Here is a 26808-nt window from a genome sequence, read left to right as displayed (position 1 = left end):
TTTTGACGCAGGATTACGCGCGTAGAGCCGAAGGCTCCCAGCCTGCAGTAGCTTTCACAGTGATTGGGCGCGCCTTGACACCCGGGGGTGAGGGTCCTAGCATGCCGCGCAACCCTTCTGGAGCGACTGTCGCTGATGCAACCCCAAGCTTTCTACCGCGCGGTCGCGGACGATTTTAGCGCCGTCGACGGCATCATCAAGCAGCAGCTGACGTCTAAAGTGCCGCTGGTCTCCAAAATTGGCGACTACATTACGTCGGCGGGCGGCAAACGCCTGCGTCCTTTATTAGTGTTGCTGTGCGGCAAGGCCCTTGGCCGCGAAGGCGATGACTTGCGCCTGCTGGCAGCTACTATCGAATTCCTGCACACCGCCACCCTGCTGCATGACGACGTGGTCGACATGTCGGGCATGCGCCGCGGCCGTGAAACCGCCAATGCCATGTGGGGCAATGCCCCTAGCGTATTGGTAGGCGACTTCCTGTATTCACGCTCGTTCGAAATGATGGTCGAGCTGGGCTCGATGCCGGTGATGAAGATTCTTTCACAAGCCACGCGCATCATCGCCGAAGGCGAAGTGTTGCAGCTGTCGAAGGTCCGCGATGCCAGCACCACCGAAGAAACCTACATGGAAGTGATTCGCGGCAAAACCGCGATGCTTTTCGAAGCCTCCACCCACAGTGCCGCCGCCCTGTGTGGCGCCACTGCCGAACAGGCCGAAGCCCTGCGCACCTTTGGCGATCACCTGGGCGTGGCGTTCCAACTGGTGGACGACCTGCTCGACTACCGTGGCGACGCCGAAACCCTGGGCAAGAACGTCGGGGACGACCTGGCCGAGGGCAAGCCGACCTTGCCGCTGATCTACACCATGCGCGAAGGCACGCCGGAACAGGCTGCACTGGTGCGCAAAGCGATCCAGAAAGGCGGGATTGAAGACCTGGAAAGCATTCGCGCTGCCGTGGAAGCCTCGGGCTCCCTGGATTACACCGCACAGTTGGCGCGTGACTACGTCGCCCGTGCCATCCAGTGCCTGGAAGCACTCCCCGCCAGCGAATACCGGGATGCCCTGGTTGAGCTGAGTGAGTTTGCGGTCGCGCGTACTCACTGATTCTGCTCCGCTTCATGTGGGAGCTGGCTTGCCTGCGATAGCGTCAACTCGGAACAACAGACACACCGAGTGGATAGCATGGCGGTAAGCCAGCTCCCCCATTAGATCCAAGCCCCCGCCACACTCTAAATCCCTATATAATGTGCGACTTTTAGCCATCCTGACTTTCAAGGAGCTTTAGTGAGCACGTTGCCACCCTGCCCGAAATGCAATTCCGAATACACCTACGAAGACGGCGCCCAGCTGATCTGCCCGGAATGCGCCCATGAGTGGTCCGCCAATGGCGAGGCCGAAGCGGCCGGTGATGAAACCGTGAAGAAAGACTCTGTAGGCAACGTCCTGCAAGACGGCGACACCATCACTGTCATCAAGGACCTCAAGGTCAAAGGCACTTCCCTGGTGGTCAAAGTGGGCACCAAGGTCAAGAACATCCGCCTGTGCGACGGCGACCACGATATCGATTGCAAGATCGACGGTATCGGCCCGATGAAACTCAAGTCAGAGTTCGTCCGCAAAGTCTGAATCTGCTGCATCCATCCCGCGCCCGCCGCGGGATGGCGTTTCGCCCTCCCCGTTGATCGAACGCACTATCCCCACAGAAAAATCAGCAAATCGCCAATAGGCACTTGCTATTCTGCTAATAAGAATTATTCTCATTGAATCCCTCAAGGAGAATGACCATGACTTATTTGATAGATGCCTGGCTGGACCGACCACACCCTTACCTGCGGATCCTGCATCGGGAAACCGGTGAAGTCTGTGCCGTGCTGGAAGAAGAAGCGCTCAATGAGCTGCAGGACCAGGGCGACCTGGACGTGAGCGGCCTGAGTTCCAGTGAACCTGGAGTGCTTAAGGAGGTGGTGCGCAATCTGTTTCTGTTCTGCTATGCCCGAGCGTTGCGCCCGGCCACGGAGCTCAATGGCAAGTTTCACCCATGAGACACCGCGCAAAACCTATATGCACCGGCTTTATGGGGGAGCCGGGCTCGCTCACGATACCAATGACTCGGTCATACCGGCTACCGAGTTGATGCCATCGCAGGCTAGCCAGCTCCCACACAAAGCCGGGGCCGACATTACCGAGTATTACAGAACGTCGAGCAGCTCAACGTCGAACACCAGAACGCTGTGCGGCGGGATGCTGCCAACGCCTTGAGCGCCGTAAGCCAGTTCGCTCGGCACGTACAGACGCCATTTGCTGCCAGCATTCATCAGTTGCAGGGCTTCGGTCCAACCGGCGATCACGCCGCCAACCGGGAATTCTGCAGGCTGGCCACGCTCGTAGGAGCTGTCGAACACAGTGCCGTCGATCAGAGTGCCGTGGTAGTGAGTACGCACTTGGTCTTCACGGGTCGGCTTGGCGCCATCACCGGCGGTCAGCACTTCAAATTGCAGGCCGGAAGCCAGGGTAGTGATGCCATCACGCTTGGCGTTTTCTGCCAGGAACGCCAGGCCAGCGCCAGCAGCCGCTTCAGCCTTGGCAGCCGCTTCGGCTTGCATGATTTCGCGGATAACTTTGAAGCTGGCAGCCATTTGCTCTTGATCAACGCGGCTTGGCTTGCCTGCGAAAGCGTCGGTCAGGCCAGCCAGGATGGCGTCGATGCTAACGCCCGGTGGCGGGTTGTCGCGCAGCTGGTCGCCCAACTGACGGCCGATACCGTAGCTGACGCGGGTTTCGTCGGTGGACAGATTAACTTCGGACATGAAGAGGCTCCGCTGTAGGACAGCACGATTTCCCGTGCCATCCAAAACTAAAAGGGCCCGCAGACTAGCACACAAGACCGGCCCGTGATGAGCCCCCTGCCCCGCGCCGCAAACCCGACAGGTCAGCATTGCCATACGGTGATAGCCACCCTTCGTCGAACCGGTAAGAAAAGTATTTCAGATTCATCCCCCGCCGCCGATACAGCCCTACACACTTTGGCTGGCTCAAACAACAACACCGCCCAGCAGACAAACATCATTCTTGCGGAGCATTCGATGAATAGCTGGTTCGGCAACATCAGCGTCAACCTTAAACTCGGCCTGGGCTTCGGCCTGGTGCTGGTCCTCACCTCGATCCTGGCACTGACCGGCTGGACCAGCCTGGGCAGCCTGATCGACCGTAGCAACTGGATGAGCGACATCACCCAGCTCAACGCCTCCCTGACCAAGCTGCGTATCGTGCGCCTGCAATACATGCTGGCAAACGGCGATGAAGCCGTGGCACAGAACGTACAGACTAGCCTGGACGCCTTTGCAGCCCAGCAACAGAAGCTACTGGACAGTTTCAAAAGCCCGGAAAACCTCAAGCTGCTCACTGAGCAAAAAGCCGTCATCACCGCCTACCAGCAGTCGCTGAACAAAATGCGTGAGGCCTACCGTAACGGCAACGCCGCGCGCCAGGTCATGGGCGATAAGGCTGATATTGCCAACACCCAGATCGACGCACTGGACACCAGCGTGCAGCAGATGCCCGACAGCCCGGAGCGCTACACCCAATACCAGGCCATCACCCACGCCAAGGAAGAATTCCAGCTGGCCCGCTATGAAGTGCGCGGTTACACCAACACGGTCAACGCAGAGACCGAAGCCCGCGCCGCTGCGCAAATCGAGAAAGCCATCGGTGGCTTGAAAGGCCTCAACGCCGCGTTCGGCACCAGCCAACAAAGCGCATTGACCTCGCTGGAAACCGCGCTGGGTGCCTATCGCAGCGCTGTGCAGAGCTACAAGGCAGCCAACGCCAACATCGTCAGCGCCCGTGCCGAAATGACCACACAAGGCGCCGATATCGTCACCATCAGCGACAAGCTGTATGACATTCAGCTTGATCGCCGCGACGCCGAAAGCGCCCAGGCCCGCAGTCTGCAGTTGATCAGCACATTGCTCGCCCTGCTGGTCGGCATCATTGCTGCACTGGTGATTACCCGCCAGATCACGCGCCCGATCCAGGAAACCCTGGCCGTGGTGGAACGCATCGCCTCCGGTGACCTGAGCCACAACATCCAGGTGACCCGTCGCGATGAACTGGGTGTGCTGCAGCAAGGCATCCAGCGTATGGGCACCACCCTGCGTGAATTGATCAGCGGTATTCGCGACGGCGTGACTCAGATCGCCAGCGCCGCCGAAGAACTGTCAGCCGTTACCGAGCAGACCAGTGCCGGCGTCAACAGCCAGAAGATCGAGACGGATCAAGTCGCCACAGCGATGCATGAAATGACTGCTACCGTGCAAGAAGTTGCGCGCAACGCCGAGCAGGCGTCCCTGGCCGCTGCCGACGCTGACGGTCAAGCCCGCGCAGGTGACAAAGTGGTGGCCGAGGCCATCGCCCAGATCGAGCGCCTGGCCGCCGAAGTGGCGCGCTCTACCGACGCCATGACGCACCTGCAACAAGAGAGCAACAAGATCGGCAGCGTGATGGACGTGATCAAGGCCGTAGCCGAGCAGACCAACCTGCTGGCGCTCAACGCAGCGATTGAAGCGGCGCGTGCCGGTGAAGCCGGTCGTGGGTTTGCCGTGGTTGCCGACGAAGTACGCGGCCTGGCCCAGCGTACCCAAAAATCCACCGAAGAAATCGAAGGCCTGGTCGCCGGCTTGCAGAACGGCACCCAGCAAGTGGCCACTGTGATGAACAACAGCCGCAGCCTCACCGACAGCAGCGTCGAGCTGACCCGTAAGGCCGGCGTATCGCTGGAAAACATCACCCGTACGGTGTCGAACATCCAGTCGATGAACCAGCAGATTGCAGCGGCGGCGGAACAGCAAAGTGCCGTGGCCGAAGAAATCAGCCGCAGCATCGTCAACGTGCGGGATGTGTCGGAGCAGACCGCCACCGCGAGTGACGAGACGGCCAAGTCGAGCGTGGAACTGGCGCGTTTGGGCAGCCAGTTGCAGCAGATGGTCAGCCACTTCCGGGTTTAAAAAACCAAAAAAGCCGCCTCGACTTAAGCCGAGGCGGCTCCACTTCTCAGACCTTACAGGTCATCAAAGCTGTCCCGCAGGAATGTCCACACGTGATAGACACGCAAGGCATTCACTACGAGGTTCCACGTACGTCGTGCAAACTTAGACATACTCGGCCCTCCCTGAGTTGGGCCTTACCTCCAGCGCACTTACCGGAACACGTGAGCCTTGGGATGCACATCACTGCTTCCTCTGAGGCGGCCGGGCTTTGGTTCCTCCCGCATGAATCCGGCACGGATTACTAGCCCGTGGCGTTCGGTCCATTATTCTGCGCGCGTACCCAGCCACCTACAAAACGACGCACTTGGAACGGAGCTGATACTAACCAACATCCCGGCAAAAGGTGTGACGAGCGATGATAAAACCTACTTCAAGATCAGCAAATTCATTGCCAAACTTTACTGCTAATTGTGCATACAAAATGAAAAGCACCGACCGTCGTCAAGTCTTGCCTGATGCAATAACCGGCAGTAGTATCCGTGTTGCACATCATTGCTTCCAATGAGATAGCAACCCCAGCCACAAACTGGGTTCGCAATAAAAAACCGCCCTACTAAGGCGGTTTTTTATTGCCTGCGATTTGCCAATCAGCCGTCGCCTTCCTCAACAAACACCAGCCGATTGCCAAACGGATCGCTGATGCTCATCTCCCGCGAGCCCCAAGGCGTTTCCTCAACCCCAGGCTTGGCATACCGGTAATCCTTGGCCAACAACTGCTGCTGATACGCGTCCACCCCGTGCGCCTGAATCCGCACCGCCGCCCCCGGCGAAGCATCGCCATGATGCTCGGACAAATGCAGCACGCATTCCCCCAGCGACACCTGCAGATACAACGGAAAATTCGCCTCAAAACGATGCTGCCAGTCGACCTTGAACCCGAGGAACTCGACGTAGAATTCCAACGCCTTGGCCTCGTCGAAAATACGCAAGATGGGGGTGACCTTTCCTAAGTGCATGGCAACAACTCCGTGTAAGAGAGCGCCCCACTATAGAGACGAAAAACCACCGCGCAAATCCCCATTACGCGCCAGAAACCGCCCAGGTCGCTGACCATTGGCCTGGCCATCGATGTAGCTCAACACCCCGTTGATCCACACACCATCAATGCCCTCAGCCGCGCGTTGCGGCGCTTTGAAATCCGCTACATCACGCACCCGCAACGGGTCGAACAACACCAGGTCGGCCCAGTAGCCTTGACGAATTTCGCCCCGCTCAGCCAAACCAAAACGCGCTGCCGACAACCCCGTCATCTTGTGCACCGCCGTGTGCAACGGGAACAGCCCAACGTCGCGGCTGAAATGCCCCAGCACCCGGGGAAACGCGCCCCACAAACGCGGGTGAGGAAACGGGTCTTCAGGCAGCCCGTCAGACCCCACCATCGACAGCGGATGCGCCAGGATACGTCGCACATCCGCTTCATCCATCCCGTAGTACACCGCCCCCGCCGGTTGCAGACGGCGTGCTGCGTCCATCAGCGAAACGTCCCATTCGGCGGCGATAGCCTGCAAGTCGCGCCCACCCACTTCAGGGTGCGGTGTGGACCAGGTGATGGTGATACGAAAGGCATCGGTGACCTGCTTGAGATCCAGCGTCGAAGAGCTGGCCGCATAGGGATAACAATCACACCCCACCGGGTGGGTTTTCGCTGCGGCTTCCAGCGACGCCAACAACTGCGGACTACGCCCCCAGTTACCCGCCCCCGCACATTTGAGGTGGGAAATAATCACCGGCACCTTGGCATGTCGGCCGATGAGAAACGCCTCGTTCATCGCCTCCAGCACCGGTTCGAATTCGCTGCGCAAATGGGTGGTGTACACCGCACCGAAGGCCGTCAGTTCTTCACTGAGTTGCAGCACCTCATCGGTCTCGGCATTGAATGCGCTGGCGTAGGCCAGACCTGTGGATAAACCAAGGGCACCCGCCTCCAGGCTTTCCTGCAATTGCGTGCGCATGGCGGCGATTTCGTCGGGCGTGGCGGTGCGGTGCAGGTCGTCCATATGGTTGCTGCGCAGGGCCGTATGGCCGATCAGCGCGGCAACGTTCACCGCCGGATGCGCGCTTTCCACGGCAGCACGGTAATCGGCAAAGCGCGGATAAACGAACGCTTCACGCGCCCCCAAGAGGTTCATCGGGTCCGGCGGGTCGCTGCGTAAATTGACCGGCGACGCGCTGATGCCACAGTTGCCGACAATCACCGTGGTCACACCCTGGCTGAGCTTGGGCAACATCTGCGGGTGACGGATCACCACCGTGTCATCGTGGGTGTGCACGTCGATAAAGCCCGGCGCCAACACACGGCCATTCGCATCGATTTCGTGCTCAGCCTGCGCGGTCGACAGGTCGCCAATCGTTTCGATCCGCCCTGCCCGCACACCTACATCAGCGACATAGCCCGGGGAGTTGCTGCCATCTATGATCAGCGCCTGGCGAATCAGCGTGTCGTACTTCATATCAATCTCCAAGCGGCAGGCTATCGGGGCCGCCGCGATAATCGTCCAGGGCCAGCTTGATCCGGCGCAGGCGTTCCTGGTTGTCGTCCGGCATGGCCAGCGCCAGCTCGGTGGCGAGCAAGTCGATGGCCAACAGCATGCCGTAGCGCGCTGCGGTCGGCTTGTAGATAAAACTGGTTTCGGCCGGCTGCAATGGCAACAACACGTCTGCCAACTGGGCCAGCGGTGAGTCGGCCAGCGTGATGGCAACGATGGGCGTGTCGTAGTTGCGCGCCAGCCTCACCACGTCCAACAATTCGGGAGTGAGGCCGGAGAGCGAGCAAACGATCAAGGCATGTTCAGGGCCCAACGTCGCGGCCGTGACACGCATCATCACCGGGTCGCGGCAAGCGGCAATCGGGTAACCCAGACGCACCAGTCGCACCTGCAGTTCCTCACTGCACAGGCTCGACGGGCCGCCCATGCCGAAGGCGTGGATCATCCGCGCCTTGCCCAACAGGCTGACTGCATCGACAAAACTCGCCTGGTTAAAGCCTGACAAATGCTGGCGCAACGTCGCTTCGACATCGCCGAGAATCTGCCGATGAAACGCCGACTGTTCCGGCAACCCTGCCGGGTCCAGAAACCGGCTACCCACCCCGCTGGCCTGCGCCAGTTGCAGGCGCAAATCCCGCAGATCGCGGCAACCCACACTGCGCGCAAACCTCGACAAGGTCGCCGTGCTGACCTCGGCCCGTTGCGACAACTCTTCCAGGCTGGCCGACGCGGCAAAGCCCACGTCATCGAGCATCAGCCTGGCGATACGCCCTTCGCCGGCGCTGAAGGAATCCTGGCGAGCACGAATCTGGTAGAGGATGTCCATGAGGTCTCCGAATTACAGGATGCAGGACAGACCGTAAGTCAGACCGAAGGCGACCACCGAAATCAGGGTCTCCAGCACGGTCCAGGTCTTGAAGGTCTGGATCACTGTCATATTGAAGTATTCCTTGATCAGCCAGAAGCCGCCGTCGTTGACGTGGGAAAAGATCACCGAACCCGCCCCAGTGGCCAGCACCAGCAATTCGGGGTGTGGATAACCCAGGCCCATGGCAACGGGCGCGACCACACCGGACGCCGTCGTCATGGCCACGGTGGCCGAGCCCGTGGCGATCCGCATCAGCGCGGCGAACAACCAACCCATCACCAGTGGCGACAAATGGAAAGCATGGGCCAAGCCGAGGATCTCATTGGTCACGCCCGCGTCCACCAGAATGCGGTTCAAACCGCCGCCCGCGCCGACCAGTAAGGTAATACTGGCCGTCGGCGCCAGGCATTCATTGGTGAACTTGAGGATCGCTTCACGGTTAAAGCCCTGGGCCAGCCCCAAGGTCCAGAAGCTCACCAAGGTCGCCACCAGCAGCGCGATCACCGAGTTGCCGATAAACAGCAGGAACTGATTAAAACCGGTCCCCGGTGTAGAAATCACGTTGGCCCAGCCGCCGATCATCATCAGCACCACCGGCAACAGGATGGTGCCCATGGTCAGCGTAAAGCTCGGCAAACGGGTACGCGGCTCACGCTCGATGAACTGACGCTCCAGCGGGTTCTCCGCCGGGAGGTGAATGCGCGGCACGATGAACTTGGCGTACAGCGGACCGGCGATGATTGCCGTAGGAATACCAATCAAGATCGCATACAGCACGGTCTGCCCCACTGACGCGTTATACGCCAGCACCGCCATCATCGCCGCCGGGTGCGGTGGCACCAGTGCATGCACCACCGACAAACCGGCGACCATCGGCAAGCCGACCATCAGGATCGACACGCCCACACGCCGCGCCACGGTAAAGGCGATCGGCACCAGCAACACAAAACCGACCTCGAAAAACAGCGGCAGCCCCACCAGGAAAGCGATACACACCATCGCCCAATGCGCATTGCGCTCGCCGAAACGGTTGATCAAGGTGCGCGCTACCTGCTCGGCGCCACCGGATTCGGCCATCATTTTGCCGAGCATGGTGCCCAACGCTACCACCAGGGCGATATGCCCCAGCGTCTTGCCGACACCCGCCTCATACGAGCCCATGATGGTATCGGCGGGCATCCCGGCCATCAGCGCCAGGCCGATAGACACCAGGGTGATGACGATAAACGGGTTGAGTCGGTAACGTGCAATCAGCACGATCAATGCAATGATGGCGATGGCAGCGTATGCCAGCAGCCCCAAGCCCAGTGGTGCGGCCATGCGGTACTCCTCGGAAAGGGTCACGTCGAATTGGTTGTGAAACTCATAAATCATTACCGAGGAGTATTTTCAATTTTTATGAAAGTAATTTTCGCCCACAGATAAGCGCTGTCGCTTGGGGATATGCCCTACGCCGGCGCATGAAAATTCGTAGGGCGTTCTTACATGAAGTTTTGTGCGGCGCAGAAACTCAATGGCCAGGGCCGAGTCTCAGATTGCGGCCTCAACTACGATCAGGAATCCCCCCAATGAATCGCAAGACCCTGCTTGTTCCCTTCGCCGCCAGCGCGCTGCTGCTGGCCCTGTGCGGCAACGCCTCGGCCGCCGACAACGCTGCCTTGAAGAAATGCATGGACGGCGCCAACACCACTGCCGACATGGTCAATTGCAACGCCAAGGAAGCCAAAGTGCAGGACGAGCGCCTGAACAAGGCCTACAAAACCGCCCTCGCCGCCCAGGAAGGTGCGCGCAAGCAGCAATTGCAGGATGTTCAGCGCCTGTGGATCAAATACCGCGACGCCAATTGCGGCTTCGCAGGCAGTGCCACCGGCGGCACCATCGACCAGGTCAATGGCTCCGGCTGCCTGCTGGACATGACGCAGACCCGCGCCCAGGAACTCGAAGACCTGGTCGGGCCGTGACCCCGGTGGGAGCGGGCTTGCTCGCGATATTCTTTAACGATGACACGGACTCGCTGGGACTCAGCCCGATCAGTCGTGATGAACCTTCGCGCGCTTGAGCAGCTTCTTGCAGCGCTCCGACAAATGCAGCACACGCAGATGTTTGCCGGCCTTGCTGTAACGCTCACGCAGGGTCATCAGCGCGGCAATCGCCGAGTAGTCGACAAAGCTTAGGTGACGGCAATCCAGCGTCACCTCGGCCGGGTCATTGGCCGGGTCGAACCGGTTCAAGAACGGTGTAGTTGACGCAAAAAACAGCGTGCCGTGCAGGCGATAGAGTTTGCTGCCGTCGGCTTCCAGGTGTTCATCGGCATACAGCTCACGCGCCTGTTGCCAGGCAAAGTTCAGCGCCGCAATCACAATGCCGCACAGTACGGCCGTGGCCAGGTCGGTAAACACGGTAATCACCGTCACCGCGAGAATCACCAGCACGTCGTTGAACGGCACCTTGTTGATCACCCGCAGCGACGCCCAGGCGAAGGTCTGCTGGGACACCACAAACATCACCCCCACCAGCGCCGCCAGCGGGATTCGCTCAATCAGCGGCGACAGAAACAGAATGAACAACAGGATCATCACCCCGGCAAATACCCCGGAGAAGCGCCCGCGCCCGCCGGAGCTGAGGTTGATCACGGTTTGCCCGATCATCGCGCAACCGCCCATGCCGCCGAACAGGCCAGAGACCATATTCGCCGCGCCCAGGGCCACACTTTCGCGGTCGGGGTAGCCACGGGTCTCGGTGATCTCGTCGGTGAGGTTGAGGGTGAGCAGGGTTTCCAGCAGGCCCACCATGGCCATCAGGAACGCGTAGGGCGCGATGATCGTGAGGGTTTCCAGGGTCCAGGGAATCTGCGGCAACGCAAAGGTTGGCAGGCCACCGGCAATGTGAGCCATGTCGCCGAGGGTACGGGTCGGCAGGCCGAGCAGGTACACCGCCAGACCGACCCCGAGGATCGCCACCAGCGCGGGTGGCACGGCGCGGGTCAGGCGTGGCAGCAGGTAGACAATCGCCATGGTCAGCACAACCAGGCCCGTCATCACATACAACGGCGTGCCGCTGAGCCAGCGTTCACCGCTCTTGAAATGCTCCAGTTGCGCCAGCGCGATAATGATCGCCAGGCCGTTGACGAAACCGAGCATCACCGAGTGCGGCACCATGCGCACCAACTTGCCCAGGCGCAACAGGCCGAACGCGACCATGATCAGACCGCCCAACAACACCGTCGCCAGCAAATACTCCACGCCGTGCTGCACCACCAGCGCGACGATCACCACTGCCATTGAACCTGCCGCGCCCGAGACCATGCCAGGACGGCCGCCGAATAACGCAGTGAGGGTGCAAATGATGAAGGCGCCGTAGAGCCCCATCAACGGGTTGAGGTGAGCGACCAACGCAAAGGCGATGCATTCGGGCAGCAGCGCAAAAGACGTGGTGAGGCCGGCCAGGGCATCGGCGCGCAGACGGGTGAGGTTCATGAGGTACCAGGGCGTTGCGGGGAATTAGGCGGGGGATGGTACGGAATTGAGCGGAGGGGGGCCAGTGTTGGGTGAGCCCGGTAGACCGAGTGGCCCCTATCGCGAGCAAGCCCGCTCCCACACTAGACCGCGTCGCTCCAGGCGCACCGGGTCAAATGTGGGAGCGGGCTTGCTCGCGATAGGGGCGCCCCAGTTTCAAGCGAACATCACACCATTTCGTTGCGAATCCACTCCACCACCGACGTACGCTTCGGCGCCCAGCCCAGCAGCTCACGGGCATGCTTGCCCCGTACCCGGCTATTGGAACCCAGGCCGTAGTTGGCCATTTCATAGCCCCATTCGGCTTCCGCGTCAGCCAACGGCCAATCCTGCGGCGCGCCCAGGTGCAGCGCTTGAGCAATGGCGGTGGTCATGTCTATAAACGACGCCTCGCCGCTTTCCACAAAGTAGAACGTGCCCGGAATGTTTTTCGTCAGCGCCAGAAGGTAGAGCGCAACCACGTCTTCAATGTGCACGTTGGACCAGATGTTCTGCCCGGTACCCACATGGCGCACCACGCCGCTCTTGCGCGCCTGCTTGAGCAGTCGCGGCAATTGCACGCTGTCACGCTTCACACCCAGGCTGTGGCCATAGATCAGGGTGTTGCAAATCACCGCCGAATTCACGCCGCTCTTGGCGGCCGCCAGGATCAGGTTGTCGATGGCCACGCGCGCGGCCTTGTCGACGGTCGGCTCCGGCAGGTTGTCTTCAACGTAGATGACATCGCTGGCTTTGCCGCCCGACGCATCACCGACGATGCTCGAACCGCTGGTGTGCAGGAACGGCTTGTTCGAGCCTTTCAAGGCGGCCAGTAAGGTTTCCACGGCAGCACGATGATCGCTGCTCGCGGCGTTGATCACCGCATCGGCTTTCTGCGCTTGCTCGGTCAACACCGCGGCGTCGTCAAGGGTGCCGATCACTGGGGTAATACCCAGGCCGGTCATTTCAGCGGCTTGTTCGGCGCTGCGCACCAGGCCGGTGACGTGGTGCCCGCCGTTGACCAGGCCGGTGGCGATGGAGCCACCGATAAAACCTGCGGCGCCGGTAATGAATACGTTCATGGAGAGTGCTCCTGACTGGGTAAGTGATGATCCCAGTATCAAGGGTCCATCCGTGTCGAATAAGACCCTGTTGCCCAATTCAATCTTGCGCGCAGGTCACGAATCAGTAGGCATACCGCGCCAGCTTGGCCTGAATGAAGTCCAGGAAGCACTGAATGCGCAACGCCAACTGCGAGTTGCGGTAGAACACCGCGTGAATCGGCTGGCGATAGCCACTGTTGAACGCCTCCAGCACCGGCACCAGGCGCCCGGCGTTGATATCTTCAACCGTCATGAAGTTCGACAGGCAGCAAATGCCCTGCCCTTCCAACGCCAACTGGCGCAGGGTCTCGCCGCTGGACGCAGCAATGCCGGGCTGGATCAGCCACCGATCGCCCTCCACGTGCCGCAATGGCCAATGGTTGAGCGTTTCTGTCTGCGTGAACCCCATCAACGTGTGATCCGCCAACTCCGCGACCGTGCTGGGCGTGCCGTATTGCTTGAGGTATTCGGGGCTGGCCAGGATATGCAGCGGTGTGCAGCCAAGGGCGCGTGCATGCAAGGTGGAATCGGCGAGGACACCGATGCGAATGGCAATGTCGGTGCTCTGCTCCAGCAGGTCGATGATCAGGTCATCGCTGTTCAGCTCCAGCTGGATATCCGGGTACAAACGGCGAAACTCAGCGATGTACGGCACGATTCCATGCAGCATGAACGGCACGGCGGCATTGATGCGCAAGCGCCCCGCCGGTTTTTTCTGGCGTGACGACAGGCGTTCTTCCAGGTCATCCATCTGCGCCAGAATCACCTTGGCCTGCTCGAAGAAGTACTTGCCCTCCTCGGTCAGGTCCATGCGCCGGGTGGTGCGGTTGATCAGCGTGGTGTCGAGCTTGGCTTCCAGGCGCGACAAGGTGCGGCTGACCGCCGACGGCGTCTGCCCGACCTGCTCCGCCGCTGCGGAAATCGAGCCGCACTCAATCACGCTGACGAAGATCTGTAGCTCATCGGATCGGGCTTTCACAGGCTGTCCTCTTTATCGGTTAATCGCAGCTTACACCGACAGGTCGAACACCTGCGCCAGGTGCTGCTCGTAGCGCACCACGTCGACCTCAATGGCCGGGCGTTTCATCACGTCCACACAAAGGAAGGTCGGCAGGCCAGTCATGCCGAGAAACTCATTGGCCTTGTGGAACGGGAAGTACACGGCGTTTACGCCCTTGGCTTCGAAGAAGTCAGTCGGGTCGTCGAAGGCTTGCTGCGGCGCGTTCCAGGTCAGCGACAGCATGTACTGTTTGCCCTGGATCAGGCCGCCGCTGCCGTATTTCTGCGAGGCATCGGAACGAGTCCGGCCGTCGCTGGCGTACAAGCTGCCGTGGCCTTCGGTGAAGACTTCGTCGAGGTACTTCTTGACGATCCACGGCGCGCCCATCCACCAGCCGGGCATCTGGTAGATGATCACGTCGGCCCAAAGGAACTTGGCGACCTCTTCGGCCACGTCGTAGCCTTCGTCGATATGGGTGACTTTGACGTCGAGGCCACCACGGTCGAGAACGGCGACGGCGGCTTCATGCAAAGTGGCGTTATAACGGCCTTCGGAGTGGGCGAATTTCTTGCCGCCGTTCAGCAGGAGGACTTTTTTCATAGGGGGGGAATCCAGAGGGTTAAAAATGTCTGCCGGCAGGCTATCGACATTGAACCCTCGGAATAAGCAGCGGCGCCGCAAAATACATTTGACCAAAACGCACGAATTGCACCAGCACTTTTGACTTACCCACTGATCAATAGATGACCGCCCAATAGGGCCATGCCGATAAAAAATACGCGTTTGAACAGCACCGCGCTGATGCGCCGGCGCAGCGCCTGGCCCAGCCACATACCCAATAGTGCGGGCACCAGCGCCAGCAGCGAGGCGTTTATTTCGCCGCCGCCCAAGGTGCCGCGCCAGGCTAACCCTGCGGCCAGCGCCAGTGTAGAAACGGTGAACGACAGCCCCAAGGCCTGTACCAACTGATCGCGGTTCAAGCCCAAGGCTTGCAGGTACGGCACGGCTGGAATCACGAACACACCCGTGGCCGAAGTGATGATGCCAGTGATCAGCCCGCACACCGGGCCCAGCCAGCGCTCGGCTTCAAGCTTCACCTTGAGCGTGGGCAACAACAGCCCGCTCAGTGCGTACACCAGCAAGGCGCCGCCCAACGCGCGCACCACCCAATGCCCGCCGTCCATGCCCAGCCACAAGGTGCCGAGCCCAGTGCCAAGAAAAATCAGCAACAGCATCGGCCACAGGCGTTTGAGCAATGCGCTCAGGTGGCCACCGAATGCGAGTTGCCAGAGGTTTGTCAGCGTTGAAGGAATGATCAGCAACGCGGCAGCCTGCGCCGGGAGCATAGCCAGGCCGAGCATGCCCATGGCGACCGTGGGCAGGCCCAGGCCGATGATGCCTTTGACCGTGCCGGCCAGCAGGAAGGTGCCAACCACCAGCAGTGTCAAGGCCTGGCCGAGGTTTTGGTAGAACGCGAGGAAAGTAGACATGGGCCGATTGTGGGGCTTTTCAATGGGCTCTGAAATTCGCCATATACTGAGGCAGCCTCTTGTTTTGCGTGAGGCTTAGATAGCCATCGCCGGCAAGCCAGCGCCCACATCCACTGTATTCACACATCAAAATGTGGGCTTGCCCGCGATGGGGCCAGCCCAGCCAAAGGAAATTTCCAGCCATGCACTTTGACCTGATCGACCTGCGCCTCTACCTGCACACCCTCGACACCGGCAACATCACCGCAGGCGCCAGCCGCAGCCATTTATCCCTGGCCGCAGCCAGCGCACGCATTCGCGCGATGGAGGCGTCATTGGGCATTGAGTTGCTCGAACGCGGCCGCCGTGGCGTTACACCGACCGCCGCCGGCAACGCGCTGGCCCGGCACGCGCGCTTGCTGCTGCAACAAGCCGAGCACCTGCAACAGGAACTGGCGGAATACGCCAATGGCGTCAAAGGCCAGGTGCGCCTGCTGTGCAACACCACCGCCCTCAGCGAATACCTGCCGGAACTGCTCGCGGATTTTTTGTGCGAGCACCCCAACCTTGAGATCGACCTGCAGGAACTGCCGAGCCTGCGCATCACCCATGCCTTGCGCCAAGGCACGGCGGACTTGGGGGTTATTTCCGACGCCGTGGACACCCACGGCTTGCAGACCGCACCCTTTCGCGACGACCCGCTGGTGCTGATCATGCCCCTGGAGCATCCGCTGGCGACGGGCTCGGTGAGTTTTATCGACAGCCTGCAACACGACTATGTAGGCCTGGCCGCCAACAGTGCGCTGGCGGTGTACCTGGAAGAACAGGCGCTGCACAGCGGCTTTCGCCTGCAAACACGCATTCGCGCCGATGGCTTTGATGGGGTCATTCGCATGGTCGCCCGGGGCGCGGGCCTGGGGATTGTGCCCCAAGCGGCATTGGAGCGCTGGCCACGGGAGCGCTCGATCAAGGCCCAGCCTCTGCAAGAAGAGTGGGCCCGGCGCAAGCTGCTGTTATGCGCGCGTTCGTTCGAACAATTGCCCGGTTATGCCAAGGCCTTGTTCGACGCCTTGGCCCTGCCCTTGCGGAAAAACCCGTAATACACCGCCGACAGAATCAGCAGGAACGGCACGCCGAACACCAGGGTCATTTTGAACGCCTCGGTGAAATACGTGGTGATCATCACCGCGCCCATCAGCACCAGGCCCAGCAATGTGCTGTAGGGAAACAGACGCAGTTGAAACGACAGCTTTGCCCCGCCGTGACGCTTGCGATAGCGACGGAAAAACAGGTGTGTGAGGAAGATCATGAACCAGGTGAAGATCGCGCCAAACATCGAGATCGCCATCATCAAGGTGAACGAACTTTCCGGGTACACCACGTTAAGTAAGGTCGCCAGGGCAATGCCTGAACTGGAGAGCAGCAACGCATTCAGCGGAATCCCGCTCTTGCTCAAGGCGCCCATGGACGCAGGCGCAAACCCGGCGCGGGACAGGCTGAACATCATGCGCGTGGTGATATAGAGCTGGCTGTTCATCGCCGACAGCGCCGCAATCAGAATCACGAAATTCATCACCCCGGTGGCACCGGGAATACCGATGGTCTGCATCACCGTAACGAACGGGCTCTGGGTCTGGCCGGACTGGTTCCACGGCACGATGGCCAACATCAGCGCCAGGGTCAGCAGGTAGAACACCACGAGGCGCACGATGGTCGCGCGAAAGGCTTTCTTCACTGCCTGTTCCGGGTCGGCAGCTTCACCGGCGGCCACGGCGATCATCTCCACGCTCAGGTAGCTGAAGATCGACACGATCACGGCGATCCACATGCTGCTCAAGCCATGCGGGAAAAAGCCGCCGTGGGCCGTGTAGTTCTGCACCCCGTATTGCGGGTTGCCGGAGCCGAACACCACGTAAACCGCCAGGATGATAAAGCCGACAATGGCGCTGATCTTGATGGTCGAGAACCAGTATTCAAAATTACCGAAGGTCTTCACGCTGATCGCATTGAGCAGGACCAGCACGCTGGAAAACGACACGATCCAGACCCACTCCGGCACGTTGGCGAACCAGTACTTCATGTACATCGCCACCGCCGTGACCTCGGCGCCCACCGCCAGCACAATCGCCGCCCAGTAGGCATAACGCACCAGGAAACCGGCCAGCGGGCTGATATAGAACTCGGCATAGGCGCCAAAGGAGCCTGAGGTGGAATGCGCCACGGTCATCTCCGCCAGGCAGCCCATCAGCAGCAAAGTGATCAACGCGCCGATGGCGTAGCTCACCAGCACGCTGGGCCCGGCATAGCCGATGGCATAGGCGCTGCCCATGAACAGCCCGGTGCCGATGGCGCCACCGATGGCGATCATGCTCATCTGGCCGGAAGTGAGCTGGCGCCTCAGGCCCAGTTCGCGATGGGTGATCTCTGCAAAGCCGTTGTCTGGCGTGGTCACGTGGTGTGCCCCTTTATTATTGTGATTGCACGGTTTGGATATAGACACAGATCCACTGTGGGAGCGGGCTTGCTCGCGAAGGCGGTGGGTCAGTTACAGAATATGTTTCTGATACACCGCTTTCGCGAGCAAGCCCGCTCCCACATTGGTCTTGCAGTGTTCTTAGGTGACGCTGTTGCGCACTTTGAATTGCGGCTGGTCCCAGGTGTGGTTGTCGAGAATGTCGCCGAGGATTTCCACCGCATCCCACACCTCGGTAAAGCTTGTGTACAGCGGGGTGAAACCAAAGCGCATGATGCGCGGCTCGCGGTAATCGCCGATCACGCCACGGGCGATCAGGGCTTGAATGACTGCGTAACCTTCAGGGTGTTCGAAGCTCACATGGCTACCGCGTTTGGCGTGCTCACGCGGGGTGATCAGCACCAGGCCGTGGGCGGCGCAACGGGCTTCCACCCATGCAATAAACAGGTCAGTCAGCGCCAGGGATTTGGTGCGCAGGCTGGCCATGTCGGTCTGGGCAAAAATCTCCAGGCCGCATTCGACCATGGCCAGCGAGGTGATCGGCTGCGTACCGCACAGGTAACGCGCGATGCCGCTGCTCGGGGCATATTGAGCTTCCATGGCGAACTGCCGGGTATGCCCAAACCAGCCCGACAACGGCTGGCGCACCACGTCCACCAACGCCGGGTTGACCCACACAAATGCCTGTGAGCCCGGCCCGCCATTGAGGTATTTGTAGGTGCAGCCAATCGCGTAATCGGTACCGGCCTTATGCAGGTCGACGGGCACCGCCCCGGCCGAATGGGCCAGGTCCCAGATGCTCAGCGCGCCGCACTCGTGGCTCAACGCAGTGAGCGCCTGCATGTCGTACATGTAGCCGGTCTTGTAGTTGACGTGGGTGAGCATCACCACCGCGACGTCCTGGTCGATAGCCTGCGGCAGCTCGTCCGGGCTGTTGACCAATCGCAGGGAATAACCCTGTTGCAACAGCTCGGCCAGGCCTTCGGCGATGTACAGGTCGGTGGGAAAATTGCTCGCCTCGCTGACGATCACCTTGCGCGCAGGCGCGCGTTGGCGCTGCACGCTCAATGCGGCGCTGAGCACCTTGAACAGGTTGATGGACGTGGTATCCGTAATCACCACTTCGCCGTCGCGTGCACCGATCAGAGGCGCCAGGCGGTCACCCAGGCGCTGGGACAACGCCGCCCAGCCGGCGCTGTTCCAACTGCGAATCAGGCCATTGCCCCACTCCTCTGCAATCACCGCCTGCGCCCGCGCCAAAGCCGCCACCGGACGCGCACCGAGGGAGTTGCCGTCGAGGTAGATGACGCCCTCGGGCAAGGCGAACTGGCGACGCAGTGGCGCCAACGGGTCCTGGGCGTCGAGGGCTTGGCAGTGGCTTCGAGTGGTCATGGTCTGTCCTGATTCTTATAAGTGACGATGGACAAAATAATGAACGAAACTTTAGAGAATTTTCGTGCAAAGTGACGGGCAACAGGCTAATTAAGCTGTAGGAAATTCGAATTTAACTCCAAAACACGCGGATTTATTCTAAGCATGATTCTTGACGCCACCGACCTGCGCCTCCTGCATTTTTTGCAACAGGATGGCCGTATCAGCAACCAGGAACTGGCGGAAAAAGTCGCCCTGTCGCCCTCCGCCTGCCTGCGTCGTTTGCGCCTGCTGGAGAGCGAGGGAATCATCAGCGGCTACCGCGCGGTGTTGAATGCCGAACAGTTGGGAATCGAGCTGGAGGCCATCGTCCACCTGTCATTACGCCAGGATGTAGAGGATTGGCATGAAACGTTTATCAAGAAGGTGCAAGGCTGGCCGGAGGTGGCCAGTGCGTATGTGATTACCGGGGCCAGCAACTATGTGTTGCGGGTGCAGGCACGCAACCTCAAGCACTTTTCGGACTTTATCGTGAACCACCTGAACCGCACGGCCGGGGTGATGGATATTCGCTCGGAGATTGTGTTGCAGAAGATCAAGGATCGGGATGAGGTGCTGGACTTGGTCGTACGCAAATAACCAGAACACCACAGAACCCATGTGGGAGCGGGCTTGCTCGCGAAGGCGGTGTGCCAGTCAATACATGTGCTGGCTGATCCATCGCATTCGCGAGCAAGCCCGCTCCCACATTTTTTAACCGCGTTAAAATCAGTCTTCCAGGGCGCGCACGCGCTGCATGCGTTTCTGCTCCTGCGGCGCACCCGACGATTGCAGCTCAAAATCAAAATCAATCTGCGCAAACCGCCCTTCCACGCCAAACTCCCGCGCCAGTTGCTGATCGTCACTGAAGCGAATCTCGGCAATCAACTCATCGCGCGTCGCATAGGCAAAATCATCATGCAGGTACGGGTCATCCGACAGGTTGATCTGCGTGGTCAAGTGCCGATATCCCGGCGCCGAAATGAAGAAGTGAATGTGCGCCGGCCGCTGCCCATGACGCCCCAGTTGATCGAGCAACTGCTGGGTCGGCCCGGTCGGCGGGCAGCCATACCCTGACGGCACGATACTGCGAAAACGGTAGTTGCCCTGTGCATCGGTCTCGATACGCCGGCGCAGGTTGAACGCCGATTGCGTCGGGTCAAACCACGAATACGTACCGCTGGTATTAGCCTGCCACACATCGACAATCGCCCCCGCCAACGGCTTGCCGTCGGTGTCGCGTACTTGCCCGCGCATAAACAGCGGCACCGCGTCGTCCTTGCCATCATCCAGCCGCGCCTCGTACTGCGACAGCGGTGCCCCGGCCACATACAACGGGCCTTCAATGGTGCGCGGTGTGCCACCGGATTTGCCGGCCTCTTCGTCGGCGGCATCCATCAGCAGGTCCAGGTAATGTTCCAGGCCCAACCCGGCAGCGAGCAAACCGGCTTCCTGGTTCTTGCCCAATTCGTTGAGGTAATTGACCGCCTTCCAGAACTCTTCCGGGGTCACCTCCAGGTCTTCGATGATGTTCACCGTGTCCCGCAGGATCCGGTAAATCAACGCCTTGGTGCGCGGGTTGCCGCCGTCGTTGAGGTTGCCACTGGCTTCTTCGAGAAACTGTTGGGCGTGGGCAGTCTGGGAAAGTCGGATGGACATGGTGCAATCCTCATCTTGTAATTATTGGGTGCAAAACAGGCTCAGCGGTCGTCCTCACGGATCGACGAAGGGTGCCGGCACAGGGCGTTTATTTCGATGGCCATATAGGGGAAAAGCGGCAGTTGCATCAGCAGGTCGTGCAGTGCCTGCACGCTGTCGACATCGAACACGCTGTAGTTGGCGTAGTGCCCGGCGATGCGCCACAGGTGGCGCCATTTGCCTTCCTGTTGCAGGCGCTGCGCCAGCGCTTTCTCTTCGGCTTTCAGGGCCGCCGCGCGTTCGGGGTTCATGTCGATGGGCAGGTTCACGGTCATTTTTACGTGGAACAACATGGCAGGCGCCTCTTAGTGTTTGTCACGACGGAAGAACGCCAAACGCTCTTCATCAATAGTCAGGCCCAGGCCCGGCAAGCGCGAGACATGCAGCTCAAAATCGCGGTACACCAGCGGTTCGGTGAGGATGTCTTCGGTCAGCAGCAGTGGGCCGAACAGTTCGGTGTCCCACGCCAGTTTGTTCAAGGTGAGGAAGGCATGGGCCGAGGCCAGGGTGCCGATGCCGCCTTCAAGCATGGTGCCGCCATAGAGGCCAATGCCCGCGGCTTCGGCAATCGCGGCGGTGCGCAATACGGCGCGCGGGCCGCCATTTTTGGCAATCTTGAGGGCGAACACCGAGGCCGCGCCTTCGCGGGCGAGGTTGAAGGCGTCTTCCACACATTCGATGGATTCGTCCGCCATGATCGGCGCCGGGCTCGACAGGTTGAGCCGCACCATGCCGCTGCGGTTGTTGCGTGAGATCGGTTGTTCAATCAAGTCGATGCCGTTATCACCGAGCACTTTGCACGCACGCAGGGCCACGGCTTCGTCCCACGCCTGGTTGACGTCAACGCGCACGCTGGCGCGCTCGCCCAAGGCCTTTTTTATCGCAATCACATGGGCCAGGTCGCGGCCGACTTCACCGGCGCCAATCTTCAATTTGAAGATGCGGTGGCGGCGCAGGTCGAGCATCCTTTCGGCCTCGGCAATGTCCTGTTCGGTGTTGCCGCTGGCCAACGTCCAGGCCACCGGCAAAGCGTCGCGCACGCGGCCGCCGAGCAGTTCGCTGACCGGCAGGTTAAGGCGTTTGCCAAGGGCGTCGAGCAAGGCGCTTTCGACGCCGGACTTGGCAAACGTATTGCCGCGAATGCTGCGCTCCAGACGCAACATGGCCGCGTTGATATTGCTCGCGTCCTGGCCAATCAACAGCGGCGCGAAGTGCCGGTCGATGTTGATCTTGATGCTGTCGGGGCTTTCATTACCGTAGCTCAGGCCACCGATGGTGGTGGACTCACCGATACCTTCGATGCCGTCGGCGCAACGCACGCGGATAATCACCAGGGTCTGGTTTTGCATCGTGTGCATCGCCAGCTTATGCGGACGGATGGTGGGGAGGTCGACGATGATGGTCTCGATCGACTCGATGGCGCAAATCGGCATGGCTATACCCGTTGGGTTCTTTATAGGTTTGCGTCGATTCTGTGCCGTATTTTTCCTGGCATCCAATATAGAATGGGTCTCGCACAATACCCTCAAGGTATGAAAGGAGCCGTCATGGAGCTGCGTCATCTGCGCTATTTCCAGGTGCTGGGTGAAACCCTCAACTTCACCCGCGCCGCCGAACGCCTGCACATCGCCCAGCCGCCGTTGAGCCGGCAGATCCAGCAACTGGAGGAAGAATTGGGGGTGATTTTGCTGGAACGCGGCCGACCGCTGCGGCTGACCGAGGCCGGACGGTTTTTCTATGAGCACGCCAATGTGCTGCTGGAGCAACTGGGCAAGGTCTGCGACAACACGCGGCGCATCGGCAAGGGCGAGAAGACCTGGCTGGGCATCGGCTTCGCGCCATCGACCTTGTACGGCGTACTGCCGGAGTTGATTCGGCGGCTGCGCAACCATGAAGCGCTGGAGCTGGAATTGGGGCTCTCGGAGATGACCACCTTGCAGCAGGTCGAAGCGCTGAAGGCTGGGCGTATCGACGTGGGCTTCGGGCGTATTCGCATCGACGACCCGGCCATCGTCCAGCGCGTGCTGGTGGAGGACCGACTGGTGGCCGTGCTGCCCGCCGGCCACCCGCTGCTCGACGCCCCCGCCAGCCTCGCCCAGTTGGCCGCCGAACCCTTTGTGCTCTACCCCGGCAACCCGCGCCCCAGCTATGCCGACCATGTGATCGCCCTGTTCGACGCCCACGGTTTGAGCCTCAAGGTGGCGCAGTGGACCAATGAATTGCAGACTGCCATCGGCTTGGTCGGCGCCGGCATGGGCGTGACCCTGGTACCGGCCTCGGTGCAAGTGCTGCACCGCGCGGATATCGGCTACACGCCGATTGTGGAAACCACCGCGACCTCGCCGATTATTCTGAGCCGCCGGGTGAATGATCAGTCGCCCGGGCTGAGTCATTGTCTGCAATTGGTGGAAGAGCTGATCTGATATCTCCCAAACACTGGATATCCAATGTGGGAGCTGGCTTGCCTGCGATAGCGGTGGATCAGTTGGCATCTTTGCTGATTGGCCCACCGCCATCGCAGGCAAGCCAGCTCCCACAGTTTGATCCTCATTGTCTTCAAAGGCTGCGCAGGCGCTTGCGTTGCAGGGTTTGGCTGGGGGATTCGTCGAATAGCTTTCGATATTCCGCCGAAAACCGCCCCAAGTGCGTAAACCCCCACCCCAGAGCGATTTCGGAAATGGTACGCGTAGAGCCGTGTTCGAGGATTTCCTGGCGCACGGCGCCCAACCGGTGTTTCTTCAAGTAAGCCATGGGCGACAAGGCAAAGTATTTGCGAAACGCATCGAACAGCTTGAACCGCGACACCCCGGCAGCGGTTTCCAGATCTTCCAGATGCACGGCCTCACGGGCGTTGTCGTGGATGTACTGCCGCGCGCGAATCAAGTAATGCGGCAGCTTCACGCCGAGTACGTCGCGCAGTTCTTCGGAGTAGTTGTTCGGCTGGGCGAGGATCAAGCCCTTGATCAGCGAGCTTTCAAGGTCTCGGGTAAACGCCGCCTGCTCATACAACTCGCTGCTGCGTTCAAGCTCGGCAATGAAATACCGCGCCATGCGCCACCACGACGCCGAAGCACCGTCCACCGCATCCATCACCGACTCAAACCGCAGCGGCGCTTCAATCGGCCGTTGCAGCAAGCCCTCGAGGGATTCACTCATCGCCGCCCGCGTAATGACCACCTGCAACTTGCGGCAATCACCGGAAATAGCCAGCACCTGATGCTCGTTGGGCGAAATGATCACCCCTTGATCGCAATTGGAGCTCAGGCTCACACCGTTCTTGCTCAGCTCCTGCTCGCCCACCAGCGGCAGGCTCAGGCTGTAACTGCTGAAATGCTCGGCGTCTTCGATGTCGATGGTCACATCGGTGCCGTATTCGATCACGCCCAAGGTGGTGGCGCGGGACTTGAACACATTGGCACTGTGGTGAAAACGCAGGCGCTCGGGCGTCGCCGTCGCCAGGCGATGCGGCCCGCAGATGCCGGACATCCAGCTGCAGGCGCCTTCCAGGTCGAAGCGTTGAATATGGATATCGCGTGTATGGCTACTCATCAGGGTGCACCCACGGCGGTTAGGCTGTTGCGCGCTCTGGCGGCGCGTCGGTATGGATCGACAGCAAGTTCCAAGCCACGCCAGCCGTATTGCAACCCAGTGGATAGCAACCGTCGACTATGTGGATAACGGGCAGGCTTTTGCGCCTCTTGCCTTGTATGACAGTAGCGCATTGCGCGACCACCCTGCACCGTTGTGAGTATTTGCTGCCCAACTTTCCGGCCCACCTTCCCCCATTAAGCGGATAGCCCGCACCCGGCCATGCTGCCTCTAATAAACCACCGATTAGCCCCTATCAAACAAGGTGCCTCCCATGAGTGGTGCAAGAAGCGTCGAGCAGTGGAAAGCGTTTATCGAAAGCTGCCTGGACTTTCGCCCGGCAGATGAAGTGTTCCGCATCGCCCGGGACATGTTCACCGAGCCCGAACTGTTCGACCTGGAGATGGAACTGATTTTCGAAAAGAACTGGATCTACGCCTGCCACGAAAGCGAACTGGCCAATAACCACGATTTCGTGACGATGCGCGCCGGGCGCCAGCCGATGATCATCACCCGCGACGGCGAGGGCAAACTCAACGCACTGATCAACGCCTGCCAGCATCGCGGCACGACCCTTACGCGTGTCGGCAAGGGCAACCAATCCACCTTCACCTGCCCTTTCCACGCCTGGTGCTACAAAAGCGACGGCCGGCTGGTGAAGGTCAAGGCGCCGGGGGAATACCCGGAAGGCTTCGATAAAGCCACCCGCGGCCTGAAAAAGGCGCGTATCGACAGCTACAAGGGTTTTGTGTTTATCAGCCTGGACGTGAATGGCACAGACAGCCTGGAAGACTTCCTCGGCGACGCCAAGGTGTTCTTCGACATGATGGTCGCGCAGTCCGCCACCGGTGAACTGGAAGTGCTGCCAGGTAAATCCGCCTACACCTACGACGGCAACTGGAAGTTGCAGAACGAAAACGGCCTGGACGGTTATCACGTCAGCACCGTGCACTACAACTACGTGGCCACCGTGCAGCATCGCCAGCAGGTCAATACTGAAAACGGCACGGGCTCGGGCACCACGCTGGACTACAGCAAGCTCGGCGCCGGCGACGCGAATACCGATGACGGCTGGTTCGCTTTCAATAATGGCCACAGCCTGCTGTTCAGCGACATGCCCAACCCGACCGTGCGCTCCGGCTATGCCACGATCATGCCGCGCCTGGTGGAAGAACACGGCCAGCAAAAGGCCGAGTGGATGATGCACCGACTGCGCAACCTGAATATTTACCCGAGCCTGTTCTTCCTCGACCAGATCAGCTCGCAGCTGCGCATCATCCGCCCGGTGGCGTGGAACAAGACCGAGATCATCAGCCAATGCCTGGGCGTGAAGAACGAGTCCGACGCCGACCGCGAAAACCGCATTCGCCAGTTCGAAGATTTCTTCAACGTGTCCGGCATGGGCACGCCGGATGACCTGGTGGAGTTCCGCGAAGCCCAGCGCGGTTTCCAGGGCCGCCTGGAACGCTGGAGCGATATCTCGCGCGGCAGCCATCGCTGGGCAACCGGGCCCACGCCGAACAGCGAAGCCATCGGCATTCAACCGGCCATGACCGGCACCGAATTCACCCATGAAGGCTTGTACGTCAACCAGCACCGCAACTGGCAGCAGTTCCTGCTCAAGGGCCTGGACCTGCAAGCACTGAAACTGCGGGAGGTGCAGTGATGAATGCGCAATTGCAGTACCAGATCGAGCAGTTTTTCTACCGTAAGTCCGAACTGTGTGACGCCCAGGACTGGGACGCCTATGTGCAGCTGTTCGACCCGCAGAGTGAATTCCACCTGCCGCAATGGGACTCGGAGCACGTCTACACCCGCGACCCCAAGCGCGAGATGTCACTGATCTATTACGCCAACCGTTCAGGCCTTGAAGACCGCGTGTTCCGCCTGCGCACCGGCAAGGCGGCGTCGGCCACGCCCATGCCACGCACCTTGCACCTGATCAATAACGTGCGCGTGGCCGAGCAGGCGGATGGCACGCTGGAGGTGCGGTTGAACTGGCACACGCTGTTTTATCGGCTGGCCACGTCGGAGCAGTTTTATGGGCCTGCCACGTATCACCTGAAACCTCATGGCGACAGCTGGCTGATCACGCGCAAACACGCCTTGCTGCTCAACGACACCATCAACTCGGTGCTGGATTTCTATCACCTCTAAAGCACCGGAGCACTGCA

26 protein-coding genes and 1 pseudogene are annotated in these 26808 nt (G+C 60.3%); 11 read left to right on the top strand and 16 right to left on the bottom strand.

Annotated features, from left to right (window positions below; translation table 11 throughout):
• Window positions 1-135: 135 nt before the first annotated feature.
• From ACLBW8_RS26845 to ACLBW8_RS26835, 3 genes are all read left to right on the top strand, one after another.
• A complete protein-coding gene (locus ACLBW8_RS26845; protein ID WP_053257947.1) occupies window positions 136-1104 on the top strand; it encodes a polyprenyl synthetase family protein in 969 nt (322 codons plus the stop codon).
• 180 nt (window positions 1105-1284) lie between these two features.
• Window positions 1285-1626, top strand: a complete 342-nt coding sequence (locus ACLBW8_RS26840) for a zinc ribbon domain-containing protein YjdM (RefSeq protein ID WP_017254008.1) — start codon at window positions 1285-1287, stop codon at window positions 1624-1626.
• Between the two features lie 158 nt (window positions 1627-1784).
• Window positions 1785-2042: a PA4570 family protein gene (locus tag ACLBW8_RS26835; RefSeq protein ID WP_064454108.1), complete on the top strand. Its 258-nt coding sequence runs from the start codon at window positions 1785-1787 to the stop codon at window positions 2040-2042.
• 147 nt (window positions 2043-2189) lie between these two features.
• On the opposite strand, the gene ACLBW8_RS26830 is transcribed toward ACLBW8_RS26835, so the two are convergent.
• Window positions 2190-2807 (bottom strand): FKBP-type peptidyl-prolyl cis-trans isomerase, encoded by a 618-nt coding sequence (locus ACLBW8_RS26830; protein WP_053257950.1) that lies wholly within the window; start codon window positions 2805-2807, stop codon window positions 2190-2192.
• An 87-nt stretch (window positions 2808-2894) separates the two neighbouring features.
• On the opposite strand from ACLBW8_RS26830, the pseudogene ACLBW8_RS26825 reads away from it, so the two are divergent.
• Both ACLBW8_RS26825 and ACLBW8_RS26820 read left to right on the top strand, forming a co-directional pair.
• Window positions 2895-4148, top strand: a pseudogene (locus ACLBW8_RS26825) (methyl-accepting chemotaxis protein); the annotation flags it as partial.
• Window positions 4140-5003 carry a methyl-accepting chemotaxis protein gene (locus tag ACLBW8_RS26820; protein ID WP_371317720.1) on the top strand — a complete coding sequence of 288 codons (864 nt, stop codon included), beginning with the start codon at window positions 4140-4142 and terminating at the stop codon, window positions 5001-5003. The pseudogene ACLBW8_RS26825 and the gene ACLBW8_RS26820, both read left to right, overlap by 9 nt.
• A 629-nt stretch (window positions 5004-5632) precedes the next feature.
• Here ACLBW8_RS26820 and ACLBW8_RS26815 read toward each other — a convergent pair.
• The 4 genes from ACLBW8_RS26815 to ACLBW8_RS26800 are packed head-to-tail and all read right to left on the bottom strand — an operon-like array spanning window position 5633 to window position 9719.
• Window positions 5633-6001, bottom strand: coding sequence for a glyoxalase superfamily protein (locus tag ACLBW8_RS26815; protein WP_447806743.1), 369 nt, complete (start codon window positions 5999-6001; stop codon window positions 5633-5635).
• 30 nt (window positions 6002-6031) lie between these two features.
• Window positions 6032-7495, bottom strand: a complete 1464-nt coding sequence (locus ACLBW8_RS26810; protein WP_447806742.1) for an N-acyl-D-amino-acid deacylase family protein — start codon at window positions 7493-7495, stop codon at window positions 6032-6034.
• Window position 7496: 1 nt separating this feature from the next.
• Window positions 7497-8357, bottom strand: coding sequence for a MurR/RpiR family transcriptional regulator (locus ACLBW8_RS26805; RefSeq protein WP_064454112.1), 861 nt, complete (start codon window positions 8355-8357; stop codon window positions 7497-7499).
• Window positions 8358-8369: 12 nt separating this feature from the next.
• A complete protein-coding gene (locus tag ACLBW8_RS26800; RefSeq protein WP_262666263.1) occupies window positions 8370-9719 on the bottom strand; it encodes a GntP family permease in 1350 nt (449 codons plus the stop codon).
• Window positions 9720-9967: 248 nt separating this feature from the next.
• Here ACLBW8_RS26800 and ACLBW8_RS26795 point away from each other — a divergent pair, with 248 nt between their 5' ends.
• Entirely contained in the window at window positions 9968-10360 is a 393-nt protein-coding gene (locus ACLBW8_RS26795) for a lysozyme inhibitor LprI family protein (protein ID WP_407016165.1), read from the top strand.
• Window positions 10361-10429: 69 nt separating this feature from the next.
• Here ACLBW8_RS26795 and ACLBW8_RS26790 read toward each other — a convergent pair whose 3' ends face one another.
• The 5 genes from ACLBW8_RS26790 to ACLBW8_RS26770 all read right to left on the bottom strand — a co-directional run bounded on the left by ACLBW8_RS26790 (window position 10430) and on the right by ACLBW8_RS26770 (window position 15486).
• Window positions 10430-11875 (bottom strand): SulP family inorganic anion transporter, encoded by a 1446-nt coding sequence (locus tag ACLBW8_RS26790; RefSeq protein WP_064454114.1) that lies wholly within the window; start codon window positions 11873-11875, stop codon window positions 10430-10432.
• A gap of 206 nt (window positions 11876-12081) precedes the next feature.
• The gene (locus tag ACLBW8_RS26785; RefSeq protein ID WP_447806741.1) at window positions 12082-12975 is read right to left on the bottom strand and encodes an NAD-dependent epimerase/dehydratase family protein; all 894 of its coding nucleotides are present in this window, start codon (window positions 12973-12975) and stop codon (window positions 12082-12084) included.
• A gap of 103 nt (window positions 12976-13078) precedes the next feature.
• On the bottom strand, window positions 13079-13975 hold the full coding sequence (locus tag ACLBW8_RS26780) for a LysR substrate-binding domain-containing protein (protein WP_447806740.1): 897 nt from the start codon (window positions 13973-13975) through the stop codon (window positions 13079-13081).
• 30 nt (window positions 13976-14005) lie between these two features.
• Window positions 14006-14596, bottom strand: a complete 591-nt coding sequence (locus ACLBW8_RS26775; protein ID WP_447806739.1) for an NAD(P)H-dependent oxidoreductase — start codon at window positions 14594-14596, stop codon at window positions 14006-14008.
• 125 nt (window positions 14597-14721) lie between these two features.
• Window positions 14722-15486, bottom strand: a complete 765-nt coding sequence (locus ACLBW8_RS26770; RefSeq protein ID WP_447806738.1) for a sulfite exporter TauE/SafE family protein — start codon at window positions 15484-15486, stop codon at window positions 14722-14724.
• A gap of 182 nt (window positions 15487-15668) precedes the next feature.
• Between ACLBW8_RS26770 and ACLBW8_RS26765 the strand changes: the two genes are divergently transcribed.
• The gene (locus tag ACLBW8_RS26765; RefSeq protein WP_447806737.1) at window positions 15669-16565 is read left to right on the top strand and encodes a LysR substrate-binding domain-containing protein; all 897 of its coding nucleotides are present in this window, start codon (window positions 15669-15671) and stop codon (window positions 16563-16565) included.
• Here the strand turns inward: ACLBW8_RS26765 and ACLBW8_RS26760 are convergent.
• Both ACLBW8_RS26760 and kynU read right to left on the bottom strand, forming a co-directional pair.
• Window positions 16511-17917 carry an amino acid permease gene (locus ACLBW8_RS26760; RefSeq protein ID WP_447806736.1) on the bottom strand — a complete coding sequence of 469 codons (1407 nt, stop codon included), beginning with the start codon at window positions 17915-17917 and terminating at the stop codon, window positions 16511-16513. The genes ACLBW8_RS26765 and ACLBW8_RS26760 overlap by 55 nt on opposite strands.
• Before the next feature lie 162 nt (window positions 17918-18079).
• Entirely contained in the window at window positions 18080-19330 is a 1251-nt protein-coding gene (gene kynU, locus ACLBW8_RS26755) for a kynureninase (RefSeq protein ID WP_221295637.1), read from the bottom strand.
• 144 nt (window positions 19331-19474) lie between these two features.
• Here kynU and ACLBW8_RS26750 point away from each other — a divergent pair, with 144 nt between their 5' ends.
• Entirely contained in the window at window positions 19475-19948 is a 474-nt protein-coding gene (locus ACLBW8_RS26750) for an Lrp/AsnC family transcriptional regulator (protein WP_003176072.1), read from the top strand.
• A gap of 129 nt (window positions 19949-20077) precedes the next feature.
• On the opposite strand, the gene catA is transcribed toward ACLBW8_RS26750, so the two are convergent.
• From catA to ACLBW8_RS26735, 3 genes are read right to left on the bottom strand one after another with little or no spacing between them, the layout of a single operon-like run.
• Window positions 20078-21007 carry a catechol 1,2-dioxygenase gene (gene catA / locus ACLBW8_RS26745; protein WP_447806735.1) on the bottom strand — a complete coding sequence of 310 codons (930 nt, stop codon included), beginning with the start codon at window positions 21005-21007 and terminating at the stop codon, window positions 20078-20080.
• Window positions 21008-21048: 41 nt separating this feature from the next.
• Window positions 21049-21339 (bottom strand): muconolactone Delta-isomerase, encoded by a 291-nt coding sequence (catC, locus tag ACLBW8_RS26740; protein ID WP_064454123.1) that lies wholly within the window; start codon window positions 21337-21339, stop codon window positions 21049-21051.
• Between the two features lie 12 nt (window positions 21340-21351).
• On the bottom strand, window positions 21352-22479 hold the full coding sequence (locus ACLBW8_RS26735) for a muconate cycloisomerase family protein (RefSeq protein ID WP_447806734.1): 1128 nt from the start codon (window positions 22477-22479) through the stop codon (window positions 21352-21354).
• A gap of 114 nt (window positions 22480-22593) precedes the next feature.
• Here ACLBW8_RS26735 and ACLBW8_RS26730 point away from each other — a divergent pair, with 114 nt between their 5' ends.
• A complete protein-coding gene (locus ACLBW8_RS26730; protein WP_447806733.1) occupies window positions 22594-23469 on the top strand; it encodes a LysR family transcriptional regulator in 876 nt (291 codons plus the stop codon).
• A gap of 133 nt (window positions 23470-23602) precedes the next feature.
• On the opposite strand, the gene ACLBW8_RS26725 is transcribed toward ACLBW8_RS26730, so the two are convergent.
• Window positions 23603-24595 (bottom strand): AraC family transcriptional regulator, encoded by a 993-nt coding sequence (locus tag ACLBW8_RS26725; RefSeq protein WP_064454126.1) that lies wholly within the window; start codon window positions 24593-24595, stop codon window positions 23603-23605.
• 313 nt (window positions 24596-24908) lie between these two features.
• On the opposite strand from ACLBW8_RS26725, the gene antA reads away from it, so the two are divergent.
• Both antA and antB read left to right on the top strand, forming a co-directional pair.
• Window positions 24909-26300, top strand: coding sequence for an anthranilate 1,2-dioxygenase large subunit (gene antA / locus ACLBW8_RS26720; RefSeq protein ID WP_064454127.1), 1392 nt, complete (start codon window positions 24909-24911; stop codon window positions 26298-26300).
• Window positions 26300-26791, top strand: a complete 492-nt coding sequence (gene antB / locus ACLBW8_RS26715) for an anthranilate 1,2-dioxygenase small subunit (protein ID WP_064454128.1) — start codon at window positions 26300-26302, stop codon at window positions 26789-26791. The genes antA and antB overlap by 1 nt, the downstream gene beginning before the upstream one ends.
• Window positions 26792-26808: the final 17 nt, after the last annotated feature.

The organism is Pseudomonas sp. M5A4_2d, assembly GCF_053345295.1.
Note: the sequence above shows the minus strand (reverse complement) of the source record. Positions and strands in the feature narration are given on the sequence as shown.